Raw genomic sequence first — 18,508 nt, forward strand, 5'->3', positions numbered from 1 at the left:
TCTTACCTTCTGCAATTTCCTCTCTTATATTCTTTGGAACCTCTGCGTAATGGTCAAATTCCATTGTAAAATTACCCCTTCCCTGGGTTAGAGAACGAAGACTCGTTGCGTATCCAAACATCTCAGCTAATGGCACTTTTGCATCAATTGCTTTAATTTGGGCTATTGTTTTTGTCTCTTCAATTCTTGCCCTTCTTGACGATAAATCTCCAATCACATCTCCCAAAAATTTTTCCGGAGCCCTTGCTTCAACTTTCATAATTGGTTCAAGTAAAGCTGGATTTGCTTTCTTTGCAGCATCGGTTAATGCCATTGATCCTGCAATTTTGAAAGCAAAGTCTGAAGAATCAACATCGTGAAAAGTACCATCATACAAGGTAACTTTAAAATCAACCAACGGATATCCCGCTATAACCCCCTTATCTCTTGCTTCTTTAGCACCTTTTTCAACAGCAGGAATAAATTCTTGAGGAATTGCACCACCTTTTATTGCATTTACAAACTCATAACCTTTTCCTCTTTCTTCCGGCTCAATTTTTAAGAAAACATGACCGTATTGGCCCCTACCACCCGACTGCCTAACATATTTACCCTCTGCTTCTGCAGGAGTAGTAATTGTTTCCTTGTATGCAACCTGTGGCTTTCCAACGTTAACCTCAACATTGAACTCTCTTTTTAATCTATCTATTATAATTTCAAGATGTAATTCACCCATTCCAGAAATAATTGTCTCTGCCGTATCTTCATCTGTTTCTACTTTTAAAGTAGGATCTTCTCCTATCAATTTTTTTATAGCTGTTGTTAATTTTTCCTGATCTGCTTTTGTTTTTGGTTCAATTCTTATTGAAATTACAGGATCGGGAAAGCTAATTTTTTCAAGTAAAATTGGATGGCTTGCGTCTGAAAGAGTATCTCCGGTACTTGTTTTTTTAAGCCCTACGGTTGCTGCGATTTCCCCCGCGTAAACTTCTTCTATCTCCTGCCTTTCATTTGAATGCATTCTTAAAATCCTACCAATTCTCTCTTTTGTATTATTTGAAGCATTCAAAACATAACTTCCTTTTTTCAAAATACCTGAATAGGATCTAAAATAAGCAAGTTCTCCTACATAAGGATCTGTTGCCACTTTAAAAACAAGCGCAGAAAAATTACCTTCGTCTTCTGGATTTCTCTCTTCTTCTTTGCCACTTCTTGGATTTTCCCCCTTTGCTGGAGGCAAATCCGCCGGACTTGGCAAATAATCAATAACACCATCCAGCAATAATTGAACGCCTTTATTCTTAAGGGCGGTGCCGCAAAAAACCGGAACTAACTTAAATTCAATTGTGGCCTTTCTTAAAACTTCTTTTATTTTTTCAAGAGAAGGAACTTTCCCTGAAAGATATTCTTCTGTAAGTTTTTCATCTTGCTCAATAATTTTTTCAATTGCTTTTTCTTTCCATTCTTCTACTTCTTTCTTCTGATCTTCTGATAATTCTTTTTCTTCTATTTTTTCACCATGATCTCCTTCGAAATAATATGCTTTTTCTGATAAAACATCTATCACGCCTTTTAGTTCGCTTTCGCTTCCAATGGGAATTTGAAGCGCAACAGCGTTAGGTGTTAGTTTTTCAAATATAGAATCGAGGCTTTTTTTAAAATCAGCTCCTGTTCGGTCTAATTTATTAATAAAGCAAATTCTTGGTACTTTAAATTTGTCTGCCTGATACCAAACAGTTTCTGACTGCGGCTCAACTCCAGCAACCCCATCAAAAATAACAACAGCTCCGTCAAGAACCCTTAGAGAACGTTGAACCTCTACTGTAAAATCAATATGCCCTGGCGTGTCTATAATATTAATTTGATATTCCTCTTTTTTTCTTTTATCTCTTTCTGTTTCGCTAATTTTTTTGTAAGTCGGAACCCAATAACAAGTAGTCGCGGCAGACGTAATTGTTATTCCTCTTTCTCTTTCCTGATCCATCCAGTCCATAATAGCTTGTCCTTCGTGGACCTCGCCAATTTTATGAGAAATTCCAGTATAAAAAAGCACTCTTTCTGAAACAGTGGTCTTGCCAGCGTCAATATGGGCTATAAAGCCTATGTCTCTTACTTTTTCAATTGGATATTTCCTTGCCATAAGTAATTAATAACCACGAAGCAAGAAACCCCGTGGCAAATTCTAAATTATTTTATCTTCGCGCAAGATGAGCAAAAGCTTTATTTGCTTCTGCCATTTTTTCTGTATCAATTTTTTTCTTAATAGCTCCGCCTTCTTTTTTAGATGATAAAATTATTTCCTCTGCCAGCTTTTCTGGCATTGATCTTCCTTTTTTTTTCTTAGCTTCCTCCAAAATCCATTTCATGGCTAAAAATTTTCCTCTTTTTTCATCAACTTCGTAAGGAACCTGATATGTTGCTCCTCCAACTCTAGTTGGCTTTGTCTCTATTCTAGGCTTTGCATTTTCTAATGATTTTTCAAAAAAAGAAACTGGATCCTTCTTTGTTTTCTTTTCAATTAAATCGAAAGCGTCGTAAGTAATTTTTTGAGCCAAAAACTTCTTGCCTTTTCGCATTGTGTAATTAATAAATTTTGAAATAATAATATTATCGTATTTTGGGTCTGGTTTAATCTTTTGCTGCATAATTTTTATTTAGGTTTTTTTGATCCGTATTTTGATCTTTTTTTCTTTCTTTCTTTAACTCCTTCTGTATCTAAGGTCCCCCTTACGACATGGTACCTTACTCCCGGTAAATCTCTTGCCCTACCACCCCTTATTATAATAACAGAGTGTTCCTGTAAATTATGACCCTCGCCTGGAATATAAGCTGTAACTTCCATTCCGTTCTGAAGCCTTACTCTGGCAACTTTTCTTAAAGCAGAGTTTGGTTTTTTAGGAGTTGTTGTAAAAACCTTTACACAAACTCCCCTCTTAAATGGAGAGGGATAGTTTACCGGTCTGTTCTTTTTAGCATTAAAACCAAAAGCAAGAGCCGGCATTTTCGTTTTTTTCTTTTTCTTTTTTCTTGGTTTTTTAATTAATTGATGTATCGTTGGCATAATTTTGAGCGGAGTGAAGAATTAATGTCTTGACTCCATAATTTTAAGCGGAGCGAAAAATTAATGCGTAGCTCCATCGTTCTTTTTCAAAAAAAATAGTAAGCGCCACGCGCTCCTTTATAACTTAGCAAAATTTCGAAAAAATGCAAGGGTGGTTATAAAAACCTTTTTAAATATTACTGAGCGTCGTTTCGAAAACCACTAATTAACCATAGATCTCCTTCTTTCTTCAAAAGAAATGCCCAGGCGGTTGTCATCTCTCCAAAAGAAACATCAACTCTTACAGTAGCTTCATTATCAGAAATGTTTTCCGAAATGAATTTAGCTGAATCTGGCCCGTCTTGAATTCCATAAAAACGCGGAACAAAAGAATCGTCAGAATATTGTGATTTTAAATCTTCTATAAATAAATTACGAGCTGTTTCATAATCTATATTAGAATCTGGTAAAGTCCCCAAAGTATATTTCATGAAATCCTCAACAACTTTAGTCGGTGCTCCAGAATCAACTTTTTCTGTTGGAGTTGCCTCTGGCGTTGGAGTTACAACAATTGGCTCTGAAACTGTTTGATTTCTTTGCCAAAAATATATACCGCTCCCAACAACAAGAGCCAATAAAAAGATAACTAACAAAACCTTCCAATTGGTTTTTGAATCGTCTGCCGTATTAATCTTTTAATTAATTCATTTTAAAGACCTTTAATATATTCTAACAAAAAACTCCATAAAAAGTAGGGATTTAATTATTAGTTATTAGTCTTTTGCTATTAGTTATTTGGGGTCGCAGTTCAAAACTTATTATAACTTTAGAGGATAGGGATTTTATGAAAGAAATCAGAAGGAGATTTTTGGGAGTTAGGAAAGCCTGTTTTCAATTAAAATAATCTATATTTCTATTTTTAGTTCCCCTTATAAGCTCCTGCATAATTTCCTTCTGTGAGTTTACCAAATTTTCCTGTCGCAGAATCAGCTATAAAAATGCATCTGTGTGGTTGAAAAAAACTCAAGAGAAAAGATTGGTTACATGCTCCTTCAAAAATTATATGCTTATTATCGGGAAGCCATTGCGGAATTGAAAAACCTGAATTGAACTTGCTATCATAAGATCCTTTAAATTTTATCAATTCTTTTCCATCTACAAAAATAGATCCACGCTCAGAATATATTGTTTTACCATCTCTTGAAGTATTAGAAACGCTATTTATAAAACTGCCATTTTCTTGATTAAAATGAAGCAAATCATTATCAATATAATCTAAAATTCTTGGGTCTCCATTTTCCCCGCTATCTGCTATCTGTTTTTGAGCTCTAGTTTTAATGTTAATCTTGATATAATATTCTGGACCACCTAATTTTTTTCTTCCGAAATATAGATGTTTACTGTCTTTAAACCAATAAAAGGGGTCATACCTATCAATAACTCCTTTTGCCAATAAAATATTCTCACCCGTCTTTAAGTCAACTAAATAAATACTATCTCTATCTAAATAATCTATTTCTCCGTCATTGTTTGTGTCCGTATCATGAATATTATATGCAATATAATTACTATCTGGCGACCATTCTATATTGTCGGCTATTTCTTTAGAATTTAATACCAATCCTTTTTGAGAAAAATTTTTGGTGTTAATAATATACAAAGAAGAATCTTTTTCATTTTTACCCCATACAACAAAAGCTATAAATTTTCCGTCAGGCGAAAAAATAAATCTATCTTTTATTTTTTCCTTAATACACAATTTATTCTGTCCATCAGTATCAATGCGACATAAATGATAATTTTTATTTATATGCCATAATTTAATATTAGTCTTTGCCCAACTAATATCTACTGTTCCAGAATTAAAAATATTTTGGAATAAAAATATTGCAATTATAGCAATTATTAAAACAACAAATATTATAATGATTGATTTTTTCATATTCTCCTATTCTACCAAAAAAGCCCCAAGATTTGGAGCTTTTTATCTAAGACTCAATTCTGTAATAATATTATAATATCTTGGTGGACGAGGAGATTCGAACCGCTTTAAAAATGAGCGGGTGAAGGGAATCGAACCCTCGCCACTTGCTTGGGAAGCAAGAATACTACCACTGTACTACACCCGCAAATTACTTTTTCTTATCGTCTTTACTAAAAAATTCTCTTATTTTCTCCCAAAAACTTTTTTCTACTTTTTTTGTCTCTTCTTCTTTCACTTTTTTCTCCTCTTCTTCTTCTGGCATAACATAAATTACTTTTTCTCCCGGTCTTACAAGATTAAGCTTTTTCTTTGCGATATTTTCAAAATATTCTTTTGTCTGGAAATACTTTAACATTTCTTTTAGCTCTGTATTCTTTTTCTCGCCTTCTTTTATTTTCTTTTGCTCCTGATTTAGTGTGGCTTTCGCTTTATCTACTTCAATATATTTTTCAACTGTAATTTTTGCAAGACCCGCAAAGGCTAAAATCAAACAAAAAAGAAAGAATTTCGAAGATAAGGTCTTTACAAATTTTTTTCTTTTATTAATCGTCCTCATTTCTTTTTAAGATTTTTAGTAAACTTTAAAGTAAGATTATATATATCGCCCGCTCCCATTACTATTAATATATCACCCTTTTTTATTATTTTGGAGAGTTTCTTTAAAATGTCGCCTTGGTTCTTAAAAAATTCTACGGGCTTTCCTTTGCGCCATCTTTTGTTAACCGCTTCTGTCAAGTTCTTTGAAGAAACCAAATTTCCCTTTTCTCTGCCCGCGACTCCGTAAATTTCATTTAAAATTAAATAATCAGCTTCGTCAAAAGACTTCACAAAATCTTTAAATAAAAGTTTTGTTCGCTGATACTGATGTGGTTGGTAAACTAAAATAATTCTCTTTTTCTTGTATTTTTCTCGTGCCGCTTGCAAGGTCGCTTTAATCTCTGTTGGATGATGCCCGTAATCAGAAATCAAAGTATAAGATGTGTTGTTAATTTTACTCGGAATAATTTCGAATCTTCTCCAGGCACCTTTATATTTTGAAAGTGCTTTTAGTGTAATTTTTTCTGAAATTCCCAAGGTTCTTGCGATGTTTAAAACCGCCAAAGCATTTGAAATATTGTGAATCCCAGGAACTTTCAATGTTTTTTTTACTTTTACAACATCGCTTTTTTGTTTTAGTGAATAATTCTTTATTTTAAATTTTGGATTTGCGATATGGGATTTGAGTTTTGAGATATTCTCATCATCTTTGTTTGCAATCAAAACCCCGTCCTTTGGAAGATGACTTATATATTTTTTAAAGACATTAAAAATATTCTTCTCGTTTTTGAAATAATCTAAATGCTCTTTTTCAAGCGTGGTCAAAGCAATAATTTTTGGCCAATAATTTAAAAAAGCGCTGCCATACTCATCTGCCTCAATAACAAGATATCTTGATTTTCCTACTCTGCAATTTGAATCACCAAATTCCTTTAGCTTTGTTCCAATTAAAACAGTAGGATCAAGCCCGGCTTCTTTTAATAAAATTCCTGCCATGGAACTCGTTGTGCTTTTGCCATGAGTTCCAGAGATTGCAATTGTAAAATATTTTTTTGTTAGATCCCCCAAAGCTTCTGGATAAGTTTTTGTTTTAATTTTTAATTTTCTTGCTTCCCTTAGCTCGGGATTTTCTTTTGGCGCCGCAAAAGTGTAAATAACTAAATTAGTGTCTTTTTTTACGTTTGAGGCTTTATGCTTTCCAATTGAAATTTTTGCCCCTTCTTTTTTCAGCGCTTTTGTAATTTCTGTTGCAATTAAATCAGAGCCACTAACGCCGTGGCCCTTTTTAAGATAATATCTTGCCAATGCCGAAACACCAATTCCGCCAATTCCAATAAAATAAATCTTCATAAAGATTAATTACTCACAAGTATAATTTTTACAACTATTTAAAGGAATGTTAGAATATTCAACTTTTTTCCCTTCACTATCAACACAATACCAACTTGCAATTTCCTCTCCTTCATTATCAGAATAAGATACGCTGGCTGCAGCGCAGTATTGATTTTGATTAGTTGTTATAGAAAAATTCCATCCCTTATCTTCAACGCTACTTTTTATATTTAAAATTCCCTGTTCGTTTTCAAAACCAATATAAGTATTTTTTACTGCAAAATAACTAGTGGCCTCAACTGGAATTTGATTCATCTCCACCTTTACTACTGCAGCTTCTGCCTCATCTATCCTTGAAACATTAGTTTCTTTTCTCTGGCTTTTATTATTTGAAAAATAAAAAGTCCCAAAAGCTAAAAATCCTAAAATAAAAATAACAAAGATTATTCCAATTAAACTCATTCCAGAAGGTTTATGTATACCACCTCTTATTTTTCTCATTATAAGATATGATTATTAAATTAATTACCAATCCGGTTCTTTGGGCTCTTCACGTAAAAGCTCTTTTAATTGTCTTAAAGCCTCTTCACCCATTTCTGTTAGACTAAATACGCCCCCTTCTTTCGCGCCTTCCAATGCCTCCAACCAGCTTTCGAGCTTGGTAAAAAGTTTTTCCTTTTCTTCTTCTTTAATTTTTCCATCCTCCCATTTTTCAAAAAGAATAGCTGTTTCGGAATCACTTTCTAGCCAGGGTTCTAAAACTATACTTAACCCAGGTTCCCCGTCACCATAAAAATCTCCTTGCTCTTCTTCGTAATCTCCCGCTATATATTCTTCTGGTATCTTAAATCTTTCATAACTTTCTTGTTCGTTTAAATTCTCAAAATTGTTTTTTTCTAAATTCATATATTTAAAAAATAGTTAAGACCTTTTTAATTTAAATTTTTCAATTATTTTATATTCTACTCCTTCGAGTTTTAATTCACTTTCCATTAAAAAAATTTCTTTGACCGGTATAATCAGGTCTAAATTTTCTTCAATTTCTTTTCCCCAAAGTTCGTTGCCTCTTGCGCGAGCCAAAGTAATATGAATTTTAAATTCGTGCCTGTCTTCAAAATTTATTTTATTTTCCAAAAATGCATTTACAATATCTTTCCTTAAATTAACTATTTTCTCGTTAAGTGGTCCCGTTGCCCATATCATGCGAGGTTTTTCTTTGAAAGGACCTAAAACTAATTTATTTAATTCTAAATAGAATTTCGATGATTTCTCTGAAACATTCTTTAAAATTTCTTTTATTTTCTCTGTTTCCTGATCTTCAACCCAACCTACAAAAAGAATTGTAAAGTGAAAATTTTCAATCTTAGTCCAGTTTATATTTACTCCGTTGAATAGCGACCTTGTCGCTCCCGCCTTGCGGGATTCAACGGGGTTCAATTCTTTAAATTTTTCCCGAAAAGAAAACAACTCTTTTTTTATCTCTTCTGGTATCTTTATTGCAACAAAAATACGTTTTTTCATAGATTTATTATTATATCACTTCTTGTTACTAACTAAAAAGTTTTGTAGAATAAAGATAATAAAACTTTATGAAAGAAGCAAGATTATACAGAAAACTTTCTCAAAAAAGCGTACAATGCCGCGCTTGCCCTAATTTTTGCGTGCTTACACTCGGCACAAGAGGAAAATGTGGCGTAAGAGAAAATAAAAATGGCAAACTATATGTCCTTACTTACGGAAAAGTTGCCGCAATGAATATTGACCCTATTGAAAAAAAACCATTTTTCCATTTTTTACCAGGAACAAGTTCTCTTTCATTTGGAACAGCTGGCTGTAATCTTTCCTGTAAAAACTGCCAAAATTGGGAAATATCTCAAGGACCAAAATTAAAAGGAAAAATCGTAGGTGAGGAGATAACTCCAGCAAAAATCGTAGAAACTGCAATAAAATATAATTGTCCCAGTATATCTTGCACCTATACAGAACCTACAGTGTTTGTTGAATTTGCTTTAGAAACAATGAAATTAGCTAAAAAAAAGAAACTAAAAACTTGCTGGGTCTCAAACGGCTTTATGTCAAAAGAAACTGTAGATTTTGTATCCCCTCACCTTGATGCTATTAACATAGACCTTAAAGGATTTACAGCAGATTTTTACAAAAAATACTGCGATGGAATGTTAGATCCTATTCTTGAAAATCTTATTAGATTTAAGAGAAGAAATGTCTGGGTTGAAGTAACCACACTTGCAATTCCGGGCTTTGTAGGAGAAACAGTTTTTAACAATATTGCTGACTTTATAGTAAAAAATCTTGGTAGGGAAACTCCCTGGCATATTTCAAGATTTTTCCCAGAAGTTTCCTGGAAAATGAGACATCTTTATTCAACCCCAATTGAAACTGTTCAGCAAGGCTGTGATATAGGAATTTCAAAAGGACTTTCTTATGTTTATGGCGGAAATATGCCGGGTCTTGCATCTGAAGATACTTTTTGTCCAAAATGCCATGCAAAAATGATTGACAGAACTGGTTATATAATTGAAAGACATGACAAAAAAGGAAAATGCTCAAAGTGCGGAAGGGACCTTAATATTATTGAATAATAAAAATGTCTCATAAAAAAGAGAAAAAACAAAAAAACAAACAACAAGATTTAATATGTTGGTTAATATTCTTTTTTGTTGTTGCGATTTTCGTATTCTTTTTTGTTAAAACAGGCAATGGCTATCTCTTGGGTTCAGTTAAAGACAATGGACACAACAAAATAAAAGCTTTAACAGTAAAAGAAAACCAACTTAGAAATCTTTCTAATTTTAAAAAACAGGGCACTTATCAAACTGATGAATTTATTATAAAAATAAAAAGCACCTCTCAAGGAAAAATTAAATTTAGATCTAAAAATATTATTGAAAAAGAAAATACGGGAATAAAATCGATAAATAGATTAAATCAAGAACATAAAATAGAAAAAATAGAAAAAGCGTTTCCAGAAAATAAAAAAACATCAAAGGACTCGAAGAAATTTAACTCCATATTTAGAATAAAGATAGAGCCCAACAAAAACATTAAAGAAGTTATTAAAAAATATTCTAACTTATCCGAGGTAGAATATGCAGAACCTGTTTATAACTTAAAGCTGAATGTGACTCCAAACGACCCCTATTACACTAGTGATCTTTGGGGGCTAAAAAAACTTCAAGCTTCTCAGGCTTGGGACGTAAATAGCGGCGCCGGTGTAACTATCGCTGTTATTGATACAGGAGTAGATTATAACCACGAAGATCTCGCTGCAAATATGTGGACAAATTCTGGAGAAGTTGGACTAGGTAAGGAATCAAACGGAGTGGATGACGATGCTAACGGCTATATTGATGATTGGAGGGGATGGGATTTCTATGGAGGATCTGGCGATAATAATCCAATGGATACTTATGGCCACGGAACGCACGTTGCAGGAACAATAGGAGCGGTTGCTAATAATTCAAAAGGAGTCGTAGGGCTTGCCTATTCTGCAAAAATAATGCCACTCAGTCTTTATCATGCCTCAACCTCTCTTGATCTTTCAAAAGCGATTAAGTATGCCGCAGATATGGGGGCAAAAGTATCCTCTAATAGCTGGACTCTTGAGAGAGATCTTTATAGCCAAACATTAGATGACGCGATAGCATATGCAAACGACACTAAGGACCAAGTAATTGTTTTTGCCGCAGGAAATGACAATGAATATGTCTCTCATTATTTCCCTTCTTATTCTCTAAAAGTAATAGCAGTTGCCGCGTCAACCGAAAACGACACACGTGCATCTTTTTCAAATTACGGAGAAGAAATAGATGTTGCCGCTCCAGGGACAAATATCACAAGCACCTACCCCAGTAATAATTACGCCATTGGAAGTGGAACTTCAATGTCAACTCCGCATGTCTCCGCCCTTGCTGGACTTATAAGAAGTCTAAATCCTGCCTTAACAAATAATGAAGTAAAAAACATACTTCAATATACTGCGTTAGACCTTGGAACCGGGGGTAAAGATATATACTTTGGCAATGGCAGGATAAATGCCTGGAATGCAGTCGGATGTACTAATTCTTTAGACAGCGTGGATGATATTATACCTATCTATAATTATTATTCTTCAGGAATGGGTATTTGGAATTTCCTTTCTTGCGATGTAGCTCACAAATATCATTCAAAACCCTATTCCACCGCAACCTGGGATTACAGTAAAAGCAAATTTGCCTCAGGAGATGTAAATGGAGATAGTAGGAAAGATATTATAGCATTGTATAACTATGGAAACGCAACAACAGGACTGTGGGTTTTTACCAAAACAGACACAGGTTATTCTGCTAAAAAATGGTGGCAATCTAACAGTTGGAACTGGTATTCTACTAATCTTCAGACAGGAGACGTAAATAATGATACAAGAGATGATATTGTATTAACCTACAAATACAGTCCAACTAAGATAAGTATCTGGAACTTTACCTCAAATGGAACTGGTATAAGCTCATTTTCTAATACTTTTACCTCAACAACCTGGAATTTAGACAATGCAAAGCTTTCCTCTACTGACGTAAATGGAGATGGAAGAGAAGACCTTGTAGCACTATATAACTATGGTAATGCTAAAACAGGTATATGGGTATTCACAAAAACTGCAGGATCATATACAGCAAAAAAGTGGTGGGAATCTGGTACAGGAGCCTGGAACTGGTATTCAACCAATCTTCAGACAGGAGATGTGAATAACGATACAAATGGTGATATTGTATTAACTTATAAGTATTCAACAGCTTCTATGGGCATTTGGAATTTTCTTTCAAATGGAAGTGATATATCTTCCTTCTCTAAAGTCTATACAAGTAATTCTTGGAATTTAGATAATACAAAACTTTATCATGCTGATATAGACGGGGACAATGAAGAAGATCTCTTAGCGCTTTATAACTATGGTAACGCAAATACAGGATTTTGGGTGTTTACCAAAACAGCAGCCTCATATACGGCTAAGAAGTGGTGGCAATCGGGTGCTGGCAACTGGAGCTGGGATTCAACTGATTTATTGGGTGGTAATGTAAACTAAAAATTTACATGTTCTCTTTCGCTGCAATAACTCCTCACCCGCCGATTATAATACCTACAATTGGTTCAAAAGAAGATATAAAAAAAGTAAAAGGGACTATTGACGCAATGGAAAAATTAAAAATGGAAATGGAAAAGAAAAGTCCTGAAACTTTAATCTTAATCTCACCTCATGCTCCAATTGATTTTCACGAACTTACAATAATAACCAATGAAAAACTATCTGGTAATTTTTTAATGTTCGGAGATTTTGCGACAAATTTTGAACTTGAGAATGATAAAAATTTAATAGAAGAAATTGAAAAAGAATTTAAAAAAGAAAAAATAAATTATAGACTATTAGAAGAGGAACTAGATCATGGCATCCTAGTGCCTCTTTTTTATCTTTTAGAAAGCAAAAAAATAAAAATTGTACCACTCGCCTATTCAATGCTTGACGCAAAAACAAATTTTAAATATGGAGAGGCTCTAGGAAAAGTAATAGAAAAAAATCCTAAAAAAATTGGATTTGTTGCAAGCGGTGACCTTTCACACAGACTCACACCATCAGCTCCTGCCGGCTACTCACCAAGAGGAAAATTATTTGATGAAAAATTAATAAACCTTTTAGAAAATAATAACGTTAATGATTTTTTAGAAATGGATTCTTCTTTAATCGAGGAGGCAGGGGAATGCGGCTTCAGATCAATTGCAATTTTAATTGGAGCGCTCTCAGTATTGAAAAATAAAGATTTAAAGTTTAATATTTTGTCTTACGAAGGTCCTTTTGGAGTAGGGTACCTCGTCGCAAATGTCTTGGGTCTTGTGGGCTCATAAGTAAACGGTATACTACGGTCTTCGCATGACCGAATTCTGGGTTCAATTCCCAGTGAGTCCAATAAAATAATTTACTAAAAAACCTCGCAAAAATTTTGCGAGGTTTTTTATTTTTTTAAAGTTTATGCCAGAAAAAATAATGTAAGGCCGAAAATCAAAGGAATTAAAATATTGTCATCAAAAACTATTTTGAAGAAACTGTTTTCTAGTTTATTAAAAGGAATTAAACTCTCTGAAAAAAGAGAAATGGTTGAAGCAAATAAAATTTTACATGGCGAGAAGGAAAACAAAAAAGATATAATAATAGTATTTACAAAAACACCAACCAAAGTTGCGTCGATATGTTTTTTAGGGTTAGTTGGTGATTTAAATTTACCAAAAGAAAGTCCGAAAAGCGCAACAATAGTATCTCCTAAAAAAAGTGTAACAATTGCGGCAATTGCAATTTGGGGTTCAAATATAATATAGCTTAAAATACATCCCAAAAGAAAAAGTAAAGCGCCTTTTAACGGTGCTTCTTTTATTTCTTTTTCTCTTTCAAATGAAAAAATAAAATCGGAAATAAAAGATATTTTTTCTCCTTTCTTTGATAAATAAGAGAAAATTAATCCCAAAAATAAAATTCCCACCCAAAAGGGTAGGAAAAATAAATCTTTATAAATTAGAAACGCTATCGTTGCGCCAAAAACAAGATGAACAAATTTACGACGAATCTCAAAATATAATTTTCTTTTATTGCCCGCAATCCTCGTTCGATGTACTTTCTGCCTCATTGCTTAATTTTTTGTTACATTCTGCAGGAGGATTTTTAAAACCAGCACAAATTGCTTCTTTATATGCATTTGCCGTTCTATCTCCTTCGTAAATTGTATCGTTAATTACGATTGTCGGAGACCCACTAGCACTATATTTTTCTGATAATGCTATTTCTGCATTCAAAAGAGAATTTCTTTCTTTTGCCGCACAAGTTTTAATTTTTGAAGTATCTATCCCTAAAGCTTTTGCAATTCCTTCCCATTTTTTAGCAACAGTTTCAAGAGTGGTTTTTGAATTTATTTCAGAAAGAAAATTCCAATACTTATTTTTAAAATATTTTTGAACGCAAAGCTCTATAACGTCTTGATCAAGCTCTTCTTTACCGTGCAAAGAATTATAATCATTTCCTTCTTTAGAAACAATATAACGAACTTCAATATTTGCTTTATCGCCCAAAAGGTCAACAACCTGTTTCATTAAATTTTCTGCCTGATTGCCATACGGACAAAAAGACATCACGAACAATTTCAAGTCCGCCTTGTCTTTTTTAGGAATTTCTCCCGAAGAAGTTGCTTTTTTTGTGTTTGTTTTAAGAGCAATACCTTCTGGGAATAAAAGCTTACCATCTGCAGAAACATAAGCATCATATTCCCTATCAGCTACTTTAAATTTCACTGAATAAAGACCACTTTGGCCTGCAGATGCTGAAATTAAGGAAGCTTCTATACCCGAAGGTAAAAGATTTTTGTTTACAAAATCAATAGTATTTTTAGCAACTCTATCTGCTGATAATTTTTGGATAAGTCTTGGTGCTCCAAAACCGCCAGTAATAAGAGATGCCCCAAGTAAAATAACTAAAACTAAAATTATAATTTTATCCCTTGATATTCTCATGGTTTTAAATTGACTTTATTGAATTACGAATATTATTCCTTCTTTTTCTTTTTAACTTTAACTTCAACTTCTGGCCATTTGTCTTTCAAAAAGGCAACTATTTCTTTTATGTCTTCTGCCTTAACTTTCTTTGCTTTTTTGTAAAGTTTTGAAGCTTCGTCTACTATATCTTCGTATTTATTTTTGGTTAATTCTTCAACTTTTTCTGCCTTTTTAGCAACTTCTTTAGCTATTTTATCAGCTGTTTTTTTAATATCTTTCCTTATCTCTTTGCCTTTTTTTGAAGACATTAAAATACCAGCTATGGTGCCAGCAATTGCTCCTGCTATAAAGCCTGCTGTTACTTTTTGCGCAGTGTTTTTTTTATCTTTCTTCATAATTTTGAACGGAGCGAAAATTTAATGCGTCAGCTCCATAATTTTTTCTCAGTGAGAAAATTAATGCGGAGCTCCATATATAAATTTATTTTTTATTTTTCGACTTTTCTTCTAAGTTCTTTTTGATTTTTTCAACAGCAGTAACTATTCCGGCCATTACAGCACTTAGATTTTCTACTCTTTTTTTAACGTCTTCAGCAACTTCCTGAACCGTAGTGCTTATCTTAACAATATTCCTTAAAACCTGTACGGCATAGTAAAGGAAAAATGCCAAGAGAATTATGACTATAAAGAAGAATATAGAACCTAAAATATAAAATATTGTTTGCTCAAACATATTTTTAGAGAAACCTTTATTTAGGTTTTAACAATATCAAATTTATTTAATTGTGTCAAATCCAAGATATTTCTGGAGGACTTTTGGAATTTTTACAGAGCCATCTTTTTGCTGATAACATTCGAGGATCGAAATTAAAATCCTAGGAGAGGCAATAACAGTATTGTTTAGTGCATGAACAAATTTTTTATCGCCTTTCTTTTCTTTATATTTAATGTTAAGTCTCCGTGACTGCCAATCAGTAAGATTAGAGGCTGAATGAGTTTCGCCATAACTTTGACGCGATGGCATCCATGTTTCAATATCATACATCTTGTGCTTGCCTACTCCCATATCCCCTGTTGCGATCTCAACTATCCTATATGGCAAATTTAACTCCTTTAAAATCTCTTCTGAAATCAATCGCATCTCTTCAAGATGTTTATTTGATTCTTTTGTGTCGTTTCTACAAAAGACAACTTCTTCTACTTTCATAAACTCATGTACCCTGTAAAGTCCTTTAGTGTCTTTACCATAACTTCCAACTTCTGATCTATAGCAAGGGGAGATTCCACAAACCTTAACTGGCAATTCCTCTTCCTTAAAGACTCTGTCTGAAAAGTAAGTAAGAAGAGAAGGCTCTGAGGTCCCTGCTAAAAAAATTTTCTCTTTAACTTCCTGACCCGATTCAAGTTTACCAGGATTTGCTATCTGGTATATATCCTCTTTCCCCTCTGGAAAATGTCCGCTGCCAATTAAAGCAAATTCGCGAAGAAGCGCTGGAGGCCAAAAAGGCTGATAGCCCTTTTCTACAACTTTTTTAAGAGCATACCATAAAATGGTAAATTGCAAAAAGACCGCTTTGTTTTTTAAATAATATCCACGAAATCCCGACGTCTTAGCGCCTTTTTCAATATCAATTAAATCTAAATCTTTCCCAATTTGAATATGATCTTTTATCTTAAAATCAAATTTTGGGATGTCCCCAGATTTATAAATTTCTTTATTCGCCTCTTCCCCTCCTTTGGGGGCATCTTTTGCCGGAATATTAGGAACAAGAAGTATTAATTTTTTGTATTCTTCTGAAATTATTTTATATTTTTCTTCAATCTTTGAAAGATTTTCTTTTATTTCCTTTCCTTTTTTAATATATTTCTTGAAGTCTTTTTTTTCTTTTTGTAAATTTTCTATTAGGTGGGCATTTTTATTCCTGTCATTCCTTATTTTTTCTATTTCTTGTAAAAATTTATTTTTTTCTTTATCTATATCTAAAAGTTTATCAATATCAAGATTAACGCCCTTTAATTTTACGGCTTCTTTAACTAAATCTTTGTTTTCTCTAATAAATTTTATATCCAGCATATTTTAATATTTTAACAAATCATTTTAGTTTTTTACACACTGATTAAATGTGTCTACTTGATCGTTATATTGTATAATCAACTTTTGAAGAGAGACCTGTTTTGTTTTTAACTGCCCCACAAGATTATTATAATAATCTACTTTTTCCTCAAGTTGAGCTTGAAGCGACTGCAGTTCCTTCTTTTTTTTGTTGTTCTCTTCTATTTTTGCCTCAAGTAAATTTATTTCTCCCTTTAAATTGTCCAACCTCTTCTCTAACGCTGCCACCTCTTTTTTTTCTAAGCTTATTTGTTCTTTTAAATTTTCATCTGGCATAAAACAATCCGCCATTGGCTTTCCAAAAACCTGTACTGCTATATATTGTTTTTTCCCTTCATATAGTCCAATTTTGTGCGCAACTCCAATTTCTGTAAATTTTGAATTTAAAATATTCGCTCTATGTCCTTCACTTGCCATCCAGGCATCAACAAGATCTTTTGAATCTGCAAAATAACCAAGGGCTAAATTCTCGCCGGAAACAGCGTATTCATAATGAACAAGTTCTAAAGTATCTGAAATATCTTTTCCGTCGGGAGAGACATGCGCAAAATACTGCTGTTTAAACATATCCTCAACTCTTTCCATTGCTGCTTTGTTAAGTATCTCATTTTCTCCAAGAGGTAAAAGATTTTCATTACCACGATATTCGTTAGTAATTTTTATAATTTTATCATTAGAAAGAACCCCTTGGCTCTTTTCTTCTTTTGATGTTAAAGGACCAGGAAGTAAATTTTCTTTGTTAAATATTCTTTCATTTAGAACTAAATAAAAGAGAGTTGAAATAATTATAATTCCCAAAAGAGAAAAGATTATGCCAATTATTTTATTTTTTTTGTTTTTCATCCTAAAGACCAAAAAGATAATAAAAACTTATTAAAAAGAGAATAATAGCTTCAAGTAAGGAAACCCATTTTACAATTTTATTTGACGAAATCCAAATACGCAAAGTAAAAAAAGCAATTAAAAAAACAATCAACTCGTCCAGCATATAAAAGAAAACAAAAATTGAAATATAAAAAAGATATTGAAGTGACGACAAAGCAGAATCTGCTAAAATTCCAGCAAATAAAAGAGGCACTGCCGCAGAACATGGGAATTCAACAATTGTTATCAAAAATGCAAATAAAAGAACGATGCCAAGAATTATAAAAATATTTTCTGATTTTTCAAGAGATTCCTTCAGGCGTCTTGAAAATTTAGAACCGATTTTTTGCCCAGTTTCTATTTCACAAGTCGGGCCCGTTTTTCTAGATCTTAAAAACTGCCTTAAAAAATATATTCCTCCTCCAAATGCCAAAATACTAATTATAATTTGCATTATCTTCATATAAGGAGTAATGGCAGAAAAAAGCTTATACCAAAGAACTATTAAAAAACCATAGACAATCGAAGTAGTCAAAATAAAAGCGCCTCCTAAAATTAAAATTCTTTTTCTTGACTTTAAAGCCAAAACTAAGCCCAAAATTAAAACAAGAGCACCAAGAGAACAAACATTAAAACCGTCTAAAACTCCCAAAATAACAGCCAATGCTGGCAAAGAATAATTTTTGAGATTTATCTCTCCTATAATCGGCAAATTTATTCTTTTTTGAAGCGTATTAGAACTTGAAGTTGGCTTTGATTTTTCGGTTTGCCTTATAATAGAACTTTCAATCTGGCTTCCAATATTATTTTCATTATCAAAACCGATAAAATAGTCCTCTCCAATAAAAGTATCTGGCACAGCTCCCCAATCGCTTTGCGGAACATTATATTTTTTATAAAAGTCATTCAAAAGTTCTATGTTCTCTTCAAAAATATAATAATTGAATTTTACATCTGGATACTTGTTTTTAATCTTATCTAAAAAATCTTTTTCCACTGCGCAATGAGGACAAGTCTTACTATAAAAAAAATCAACTTCCAATTGAGGTTCCTTTGCTATACTCAAAGAAGGAAACAATAAAGTTCCTAAAAATAAAAAAATAATCAAGGTTAATATCGCTTTCTTAAACATT

At 32.9% G+C, this 18,508-nt stretch carries 20 protein-coding genes and 1 tRNA gene; 3 read left to right on the top strand and 18 right to left on the bottom strand.

What is annotated here, in order from left to right; genetic code table 11:
* The 11 genes from fusA to thpR form a co-directional block, all read right to left on the bottom strand.
* The coding region (gene fusA, locus PHI88_02080) for an elongation factor G (protein MDD5551923.1) at positions 1–2,119 on the bottom strand (2,119 nt) is incomplete at its 3' end.
* A 52-nt stretch (positions 2,120–2,171) separates the two neighbouring features.
* Entirely contained in the window at positions 2,172–2,624 is a 453-nt protein-coding gene (gene rpsG, locus PHI88_02085; protein MDD5551924.1) for a 30S ribosomal protein S7, read from the bottom strand.
* Between the two features lie 5 nt (positions 2,625–2,629).
* Entirely contained in the window at positions 2,630–3,040 is a 411-nt protein-coding gene (rpsL, locus tag PHI88_02090) for a 30S ribosomal protein S12 (GenBank protein ID MDD5551925.1), read from the bottom strand.
* 176 nt (positions 3,041–3,216) lie between these two features.
* The gene (locus PHI88_02095; protein ID MDD5551926.1) at positions 3,217–3,672 is read right to left on the bottom strand and encodes a hypothetical protein; all 456 of its coding nucleotides are present in this window, start codon (positions 3,670–3,672) and stop codon (positions 3,217–3,219) included.
* Positions 3,673–3,938: 266 nt separating this feature from the next.
* The gene (locus PHI88_02100) at positions 3,939–4,961 is read right to left on the bottom strand and encodes a hypothetical protein (GenBank protein MDD5551927.1); all 1,023 of its coding nucleotides are present in this window, start codon (positions 4,959–4,961) and stop codon (positions 3,939–3,941) included.
* Positions 4,962–5,077: 116 nt separating this feature from the next.
* Positions 5,078–5,148: transfer RNA gene (locus tag PHI88_02105), tRNA-Gly, on the bottom strand.
* A gap of 3 nt (positions 5,149–5,151) precedes the next feature.
* Complete coding sequence (locus PHI88_02110) at positions 5,152–5,559, bottom strand: septum formation initiator family protein (protein MDD5551928.1); 408 nt, start codon at positions 5,557–5,559, stop codon at positions 5,152–5,154.
* Complete coding sequence (gene murC, locus PHI88_02115; GenBank protein ID MDD5551929.1) at positions 5,556–6,890, bottom strand: UDP-N-acetylmuramate--L-alanine ligase; 1,335 nt, start codon at positions 6,888–6,890, stop codon at positions 5,556–5,558. Before murC ends, PHI88_02110 begins: the two co-directional genes overlap by 4 nt.
* 9 nt (positions 6,891–6,899) lie before the next feature.
* On the bottom strand, positions 6,900–7,373 hold the full coding sequence (locus tag PHI88_02120) for a hypothetical protein (GenBank protein ID MDD5551930.1): 474 nt from the start codon (positions 7,371–7,373) through the stop codon (positions 6,900–6,902).
* A gap of 24 nt (positions 7,374–7,397) precedes the next feature.
* A complete protein-coding gene (locus PHI88_02125) occupies positions 7,398–7,778 on the bottom strand; it encodes a hypothetical protein (protein ID MDD5551931.1) in 381 nt (126 codons plus the stop codon).
* A gap of 15 nt (positions 7,779–7,793) precedes the next feature.
* Positions 7,794–8,393 (bottom strand): RNA 2',3'-cyclic phosphodiesterase, encoded by a 600-nt coding sequence (gene thpR / locus PHI88_02130; GenBank protein MDD5551932.1) that lies wholly within the window; start codon positions 8,391–8,393, stop codon positions 7,794–7,796.
* Positions 8,394–8,461: 68 nt separating this feature from the next.
* Between thpR and amrS the strand changes: the two genes are divergently transcribed.
* Genes amrS through amrB form a run of 3 tightly spaced genes read left to right on the top strand, consistent with a single transcriptional unit; the run spans position 8,462 to position 12,767 of the window.
* Positions 8,462–9,472, top strand: a complete 1,011-nt coding sequence (gene amrS, locus PHI88_02135; protein ID MDD5551933.1) for an AmmeMemoRadiSam system radical SAM enzyme — start codon at positions 8,462–8,464, stop codon at positions 9,470–9,472.
* Between the two features lie 5 nt (positions 9,473–9,477).
* Complete coding sequence (locus tag PHI88_02140; GenBank protein MDD5551934.1) at positions 9,478–11,952, top strand: S8 family serine peptidase; 2,475 nt, start codon at positions 9,478–9,480, stop codon at positions 11,950–11,952.
* Positions 11,953–11,960: 8 nt separating this feature from the next.
* Positions 11,961–12,767 carry an AmmeMemoRadiSam system protein B gene (gene amrB / locus PHI88_02145; protein MDD5551935.1) on the top strand — a complete coding sequence of 269 codons (807 nt, stop codon included), beginning with the start codon at positions 11,961–11,963 and terminating at the stop codon, positions 12,765–12,767.
* A gap of 122 nt (positions 12,768–12,889) precedes the next feature.
* Here amrB and PHI88_02150 read toward each other — a convergent pair whose 3' ends face one another.
* The 7 genes from PHI88_02150 to PHI88_02180 form a co-directional block, all read right to left on the bottom strand.
* Entirely contained in the window at positions 12,890–13,540 is a 651-nt protein-coding gene (locus PHI88_02150; protein ID MDD5551936.1) for a hypothetical protein, read from the bottom strand.
* Positions 13,500–14,417 carry a thioredoxin domain-containing protein gene (locus PHI88_02155; GenBank protein MDD5551937.1) on the bottom strand — a complete coding sequence of 306 codons (918 nt, stop codon included), beginning with the start codon at positions 14,415–14,417 and terminating at the stop codon, positions 13,500–13,502. The genes PHI88_02150 and PHI88_02155 overlap by 41 nt, the downstream gene beginning before the upstream one ends.
* 32 nt (positions 14,418–14,449) lie before the next feature.
* Positions 14,450–14,794: a YtxH domain-containing protein gene (locus tag PHI88_02160; GenBank protein ID MDD5551938.1), complete on the bottom strand. Its 345-nt coding sequence runs from the start codon at positions 14,792–14,794 to the stop codon at positions 14,450–14,452.
* 85 nt (positions 14,795–14,879) lie between these two features.
* Positions 14,880–15,131, bottom strand: coding sequence for a hypothetical protein (locus tag PHI88_02165; GenBank protein ID MDD5551939.1), 252 nt, complete (start codon positions 15,129–15,131; stop codon positions 14,880–14,882).
* 42 nt (positions 15,132–15,173) lie between these two features.
* The gene (gene serS / locus PHI88_02170) at positions 15,174–16,472 is read right to left on the bottom strand and encodes a serine--tRNA ligase (protein MDD5551940.1); all 1,299 of its coding nucleotides are present in this window, start codon (positions 16,470–16,472) and stop codon (positions 15,174–15,176) included.
* A 24-nt stretch (positions 16,473–16,496) separates the two neighbouring features.
* On the bottom strand, positions 16,497–17,354 hold the full coding sequence (locus tag PHI88_02175; GenBank protein MDD5551941.1) for a CAP domain-containing protein: 858 nt from the start codon (positions 17,352–17,354) through the stop codon (positions 16,497–16,499).
* 1 nt (position 17,355) lies between these two features.
* On the bottom strand, positions 17,356–18,507 hold the full coding sequence (locus PHI88_02180; GenBank protein ID MDD5551942.1) for a thioredoxin family protein: 1,152 nt from the start codon (positions 18,505–18,507) through the stop codon (positions 17,356–17,358).
* Between the last annotated feature and the right edge of the window lies 1 nt (position 18,508).

Source organism: Candidatus Paceibacterota bacterium, from assembly GCA_028716825.1.
GTDB lineage: Bacteria > Patescibacteriota > Minisyncoccia > Minisyncoccales.

Bases quoted from the DNA above. Each gene is read 5' to 3' on its own strand.
- thpR (MDD5551932.1), bottom strand. From the start codon at position 8,393: ATGAAAAAACGTATTTTTGTTGCAATAAAGATACCAGAAGAGATAAAA.
- rpsL (MDD5551925.1), bottom strand. From the start codon at position 3,040: ATGCCAACGATACATCAATTAATTAAAAAACCAAGAAAAAAGAAAAAG.
- PHI88_02125 (MDD5551931.1), bottom strand. From the start codon at position 7,778: ATGAATTTAGAAAAAAACAATTTTGAGAATTTAAACGAACAAGAAAGT.
- PHI88_02100 (MDD5551927.1), bottom strand. From the start codon at position 4,961: ATGAAAAAATCAATCATTATAATATTTGTTGTTTTAATAATTGCTATA.
- amrS (MDD5551933.1), top strand. From the start codon at position 8,462: ATGAAAGAAGCAAGATTATACAGAAAACTTTCTCAAAAAAGCGTACAA.
- PHI88_02110 (MDD5551928.1), bottom strand. From the start codon at position 5,559: ATGAGGACGATTAATAAAAGAAAAAAATTTGTAAAGACCTTATCTTCG.
- PHI88_02140 (MDD5551934.1), top strand. From the start codon at position 9,478: ATGTCTCATAAAAAAGAGAAAAAACAAAAAAACAAACAACAAGATTTA.
- amrB (MDD5551935.1), top strand. From the start codon at position 11,961: ATGTTCTCTTTCGCTGCAATAACTCCTCACCCGCCGATTATAATACCT.
- PHI88_02160 (MDD5551938.1), bottom strand. From the start codon at position 14,794: ATGAAGAAAGATAAAAAAAACACTGCGCAAAAAGTAACAGCAGGCTTT.
- rpsG (MDD5551924.1), bottom strand. From the start codon at position 2,624: ATGCAGCAAAAGATTAAACCAGACCCAAAATACGATAATATTATTATT.
- PHI88_02180 (MDD5551942.1), bottom strand. From the start codon at position 18,507: ATGTTTAAGAAAGCGATATTAACCTTGATTATTTTTTTATTTTTAGGA.
- PHI88_02150 (MDD5551936.1), bottom strand. From the start codon at position 13,540: ATGAGGCAGAAAGTACATCGAACGAGGATTGCGGGCAATAAAAGAAAA.
- PHI88_02155 (MDD5551937.1), bottom strand. From the start codon at position 14,417: ATGAGAATATCAAGGGATAAAATTATAATTTTAGTTTTAGTTATTTTA.
- PHI88_02175 (MDD5551941.1), bottom strand. From the start codon at position 17,354: ATGAAAAACAAAAAAAATAAAATAATTGGCATAATCTTTTCTCTTTTG.
- serS (MDD5551940.1), bottom strand. From the start codon at position 16,472: ATGCTGGATATAAAATTTATTAGAGAAAACAAAGATTTAGTTAAAGAA.
- PHI88_02165 (MDD5551939.1), bottom strand. From the start codon at position 15,131: ATGTTTGAGCAAACAATATTTTATATTTTAGGTTCTATATTCTTCTTT.
- PHI88_02120 (MDD5551930.1), bottom strand. From the start codon at position 7,373: ATGAGAAAAATAAGAGGTGGTATACATAAACCTTCTGGAATGAGTTTA.
- murC (MDD5551929.1), bottom strand. From the start codon at position 6,890: ATGAAGATTTATTTTATTGGAATTGGCGGAATTGGTGTTTCGGCATTG.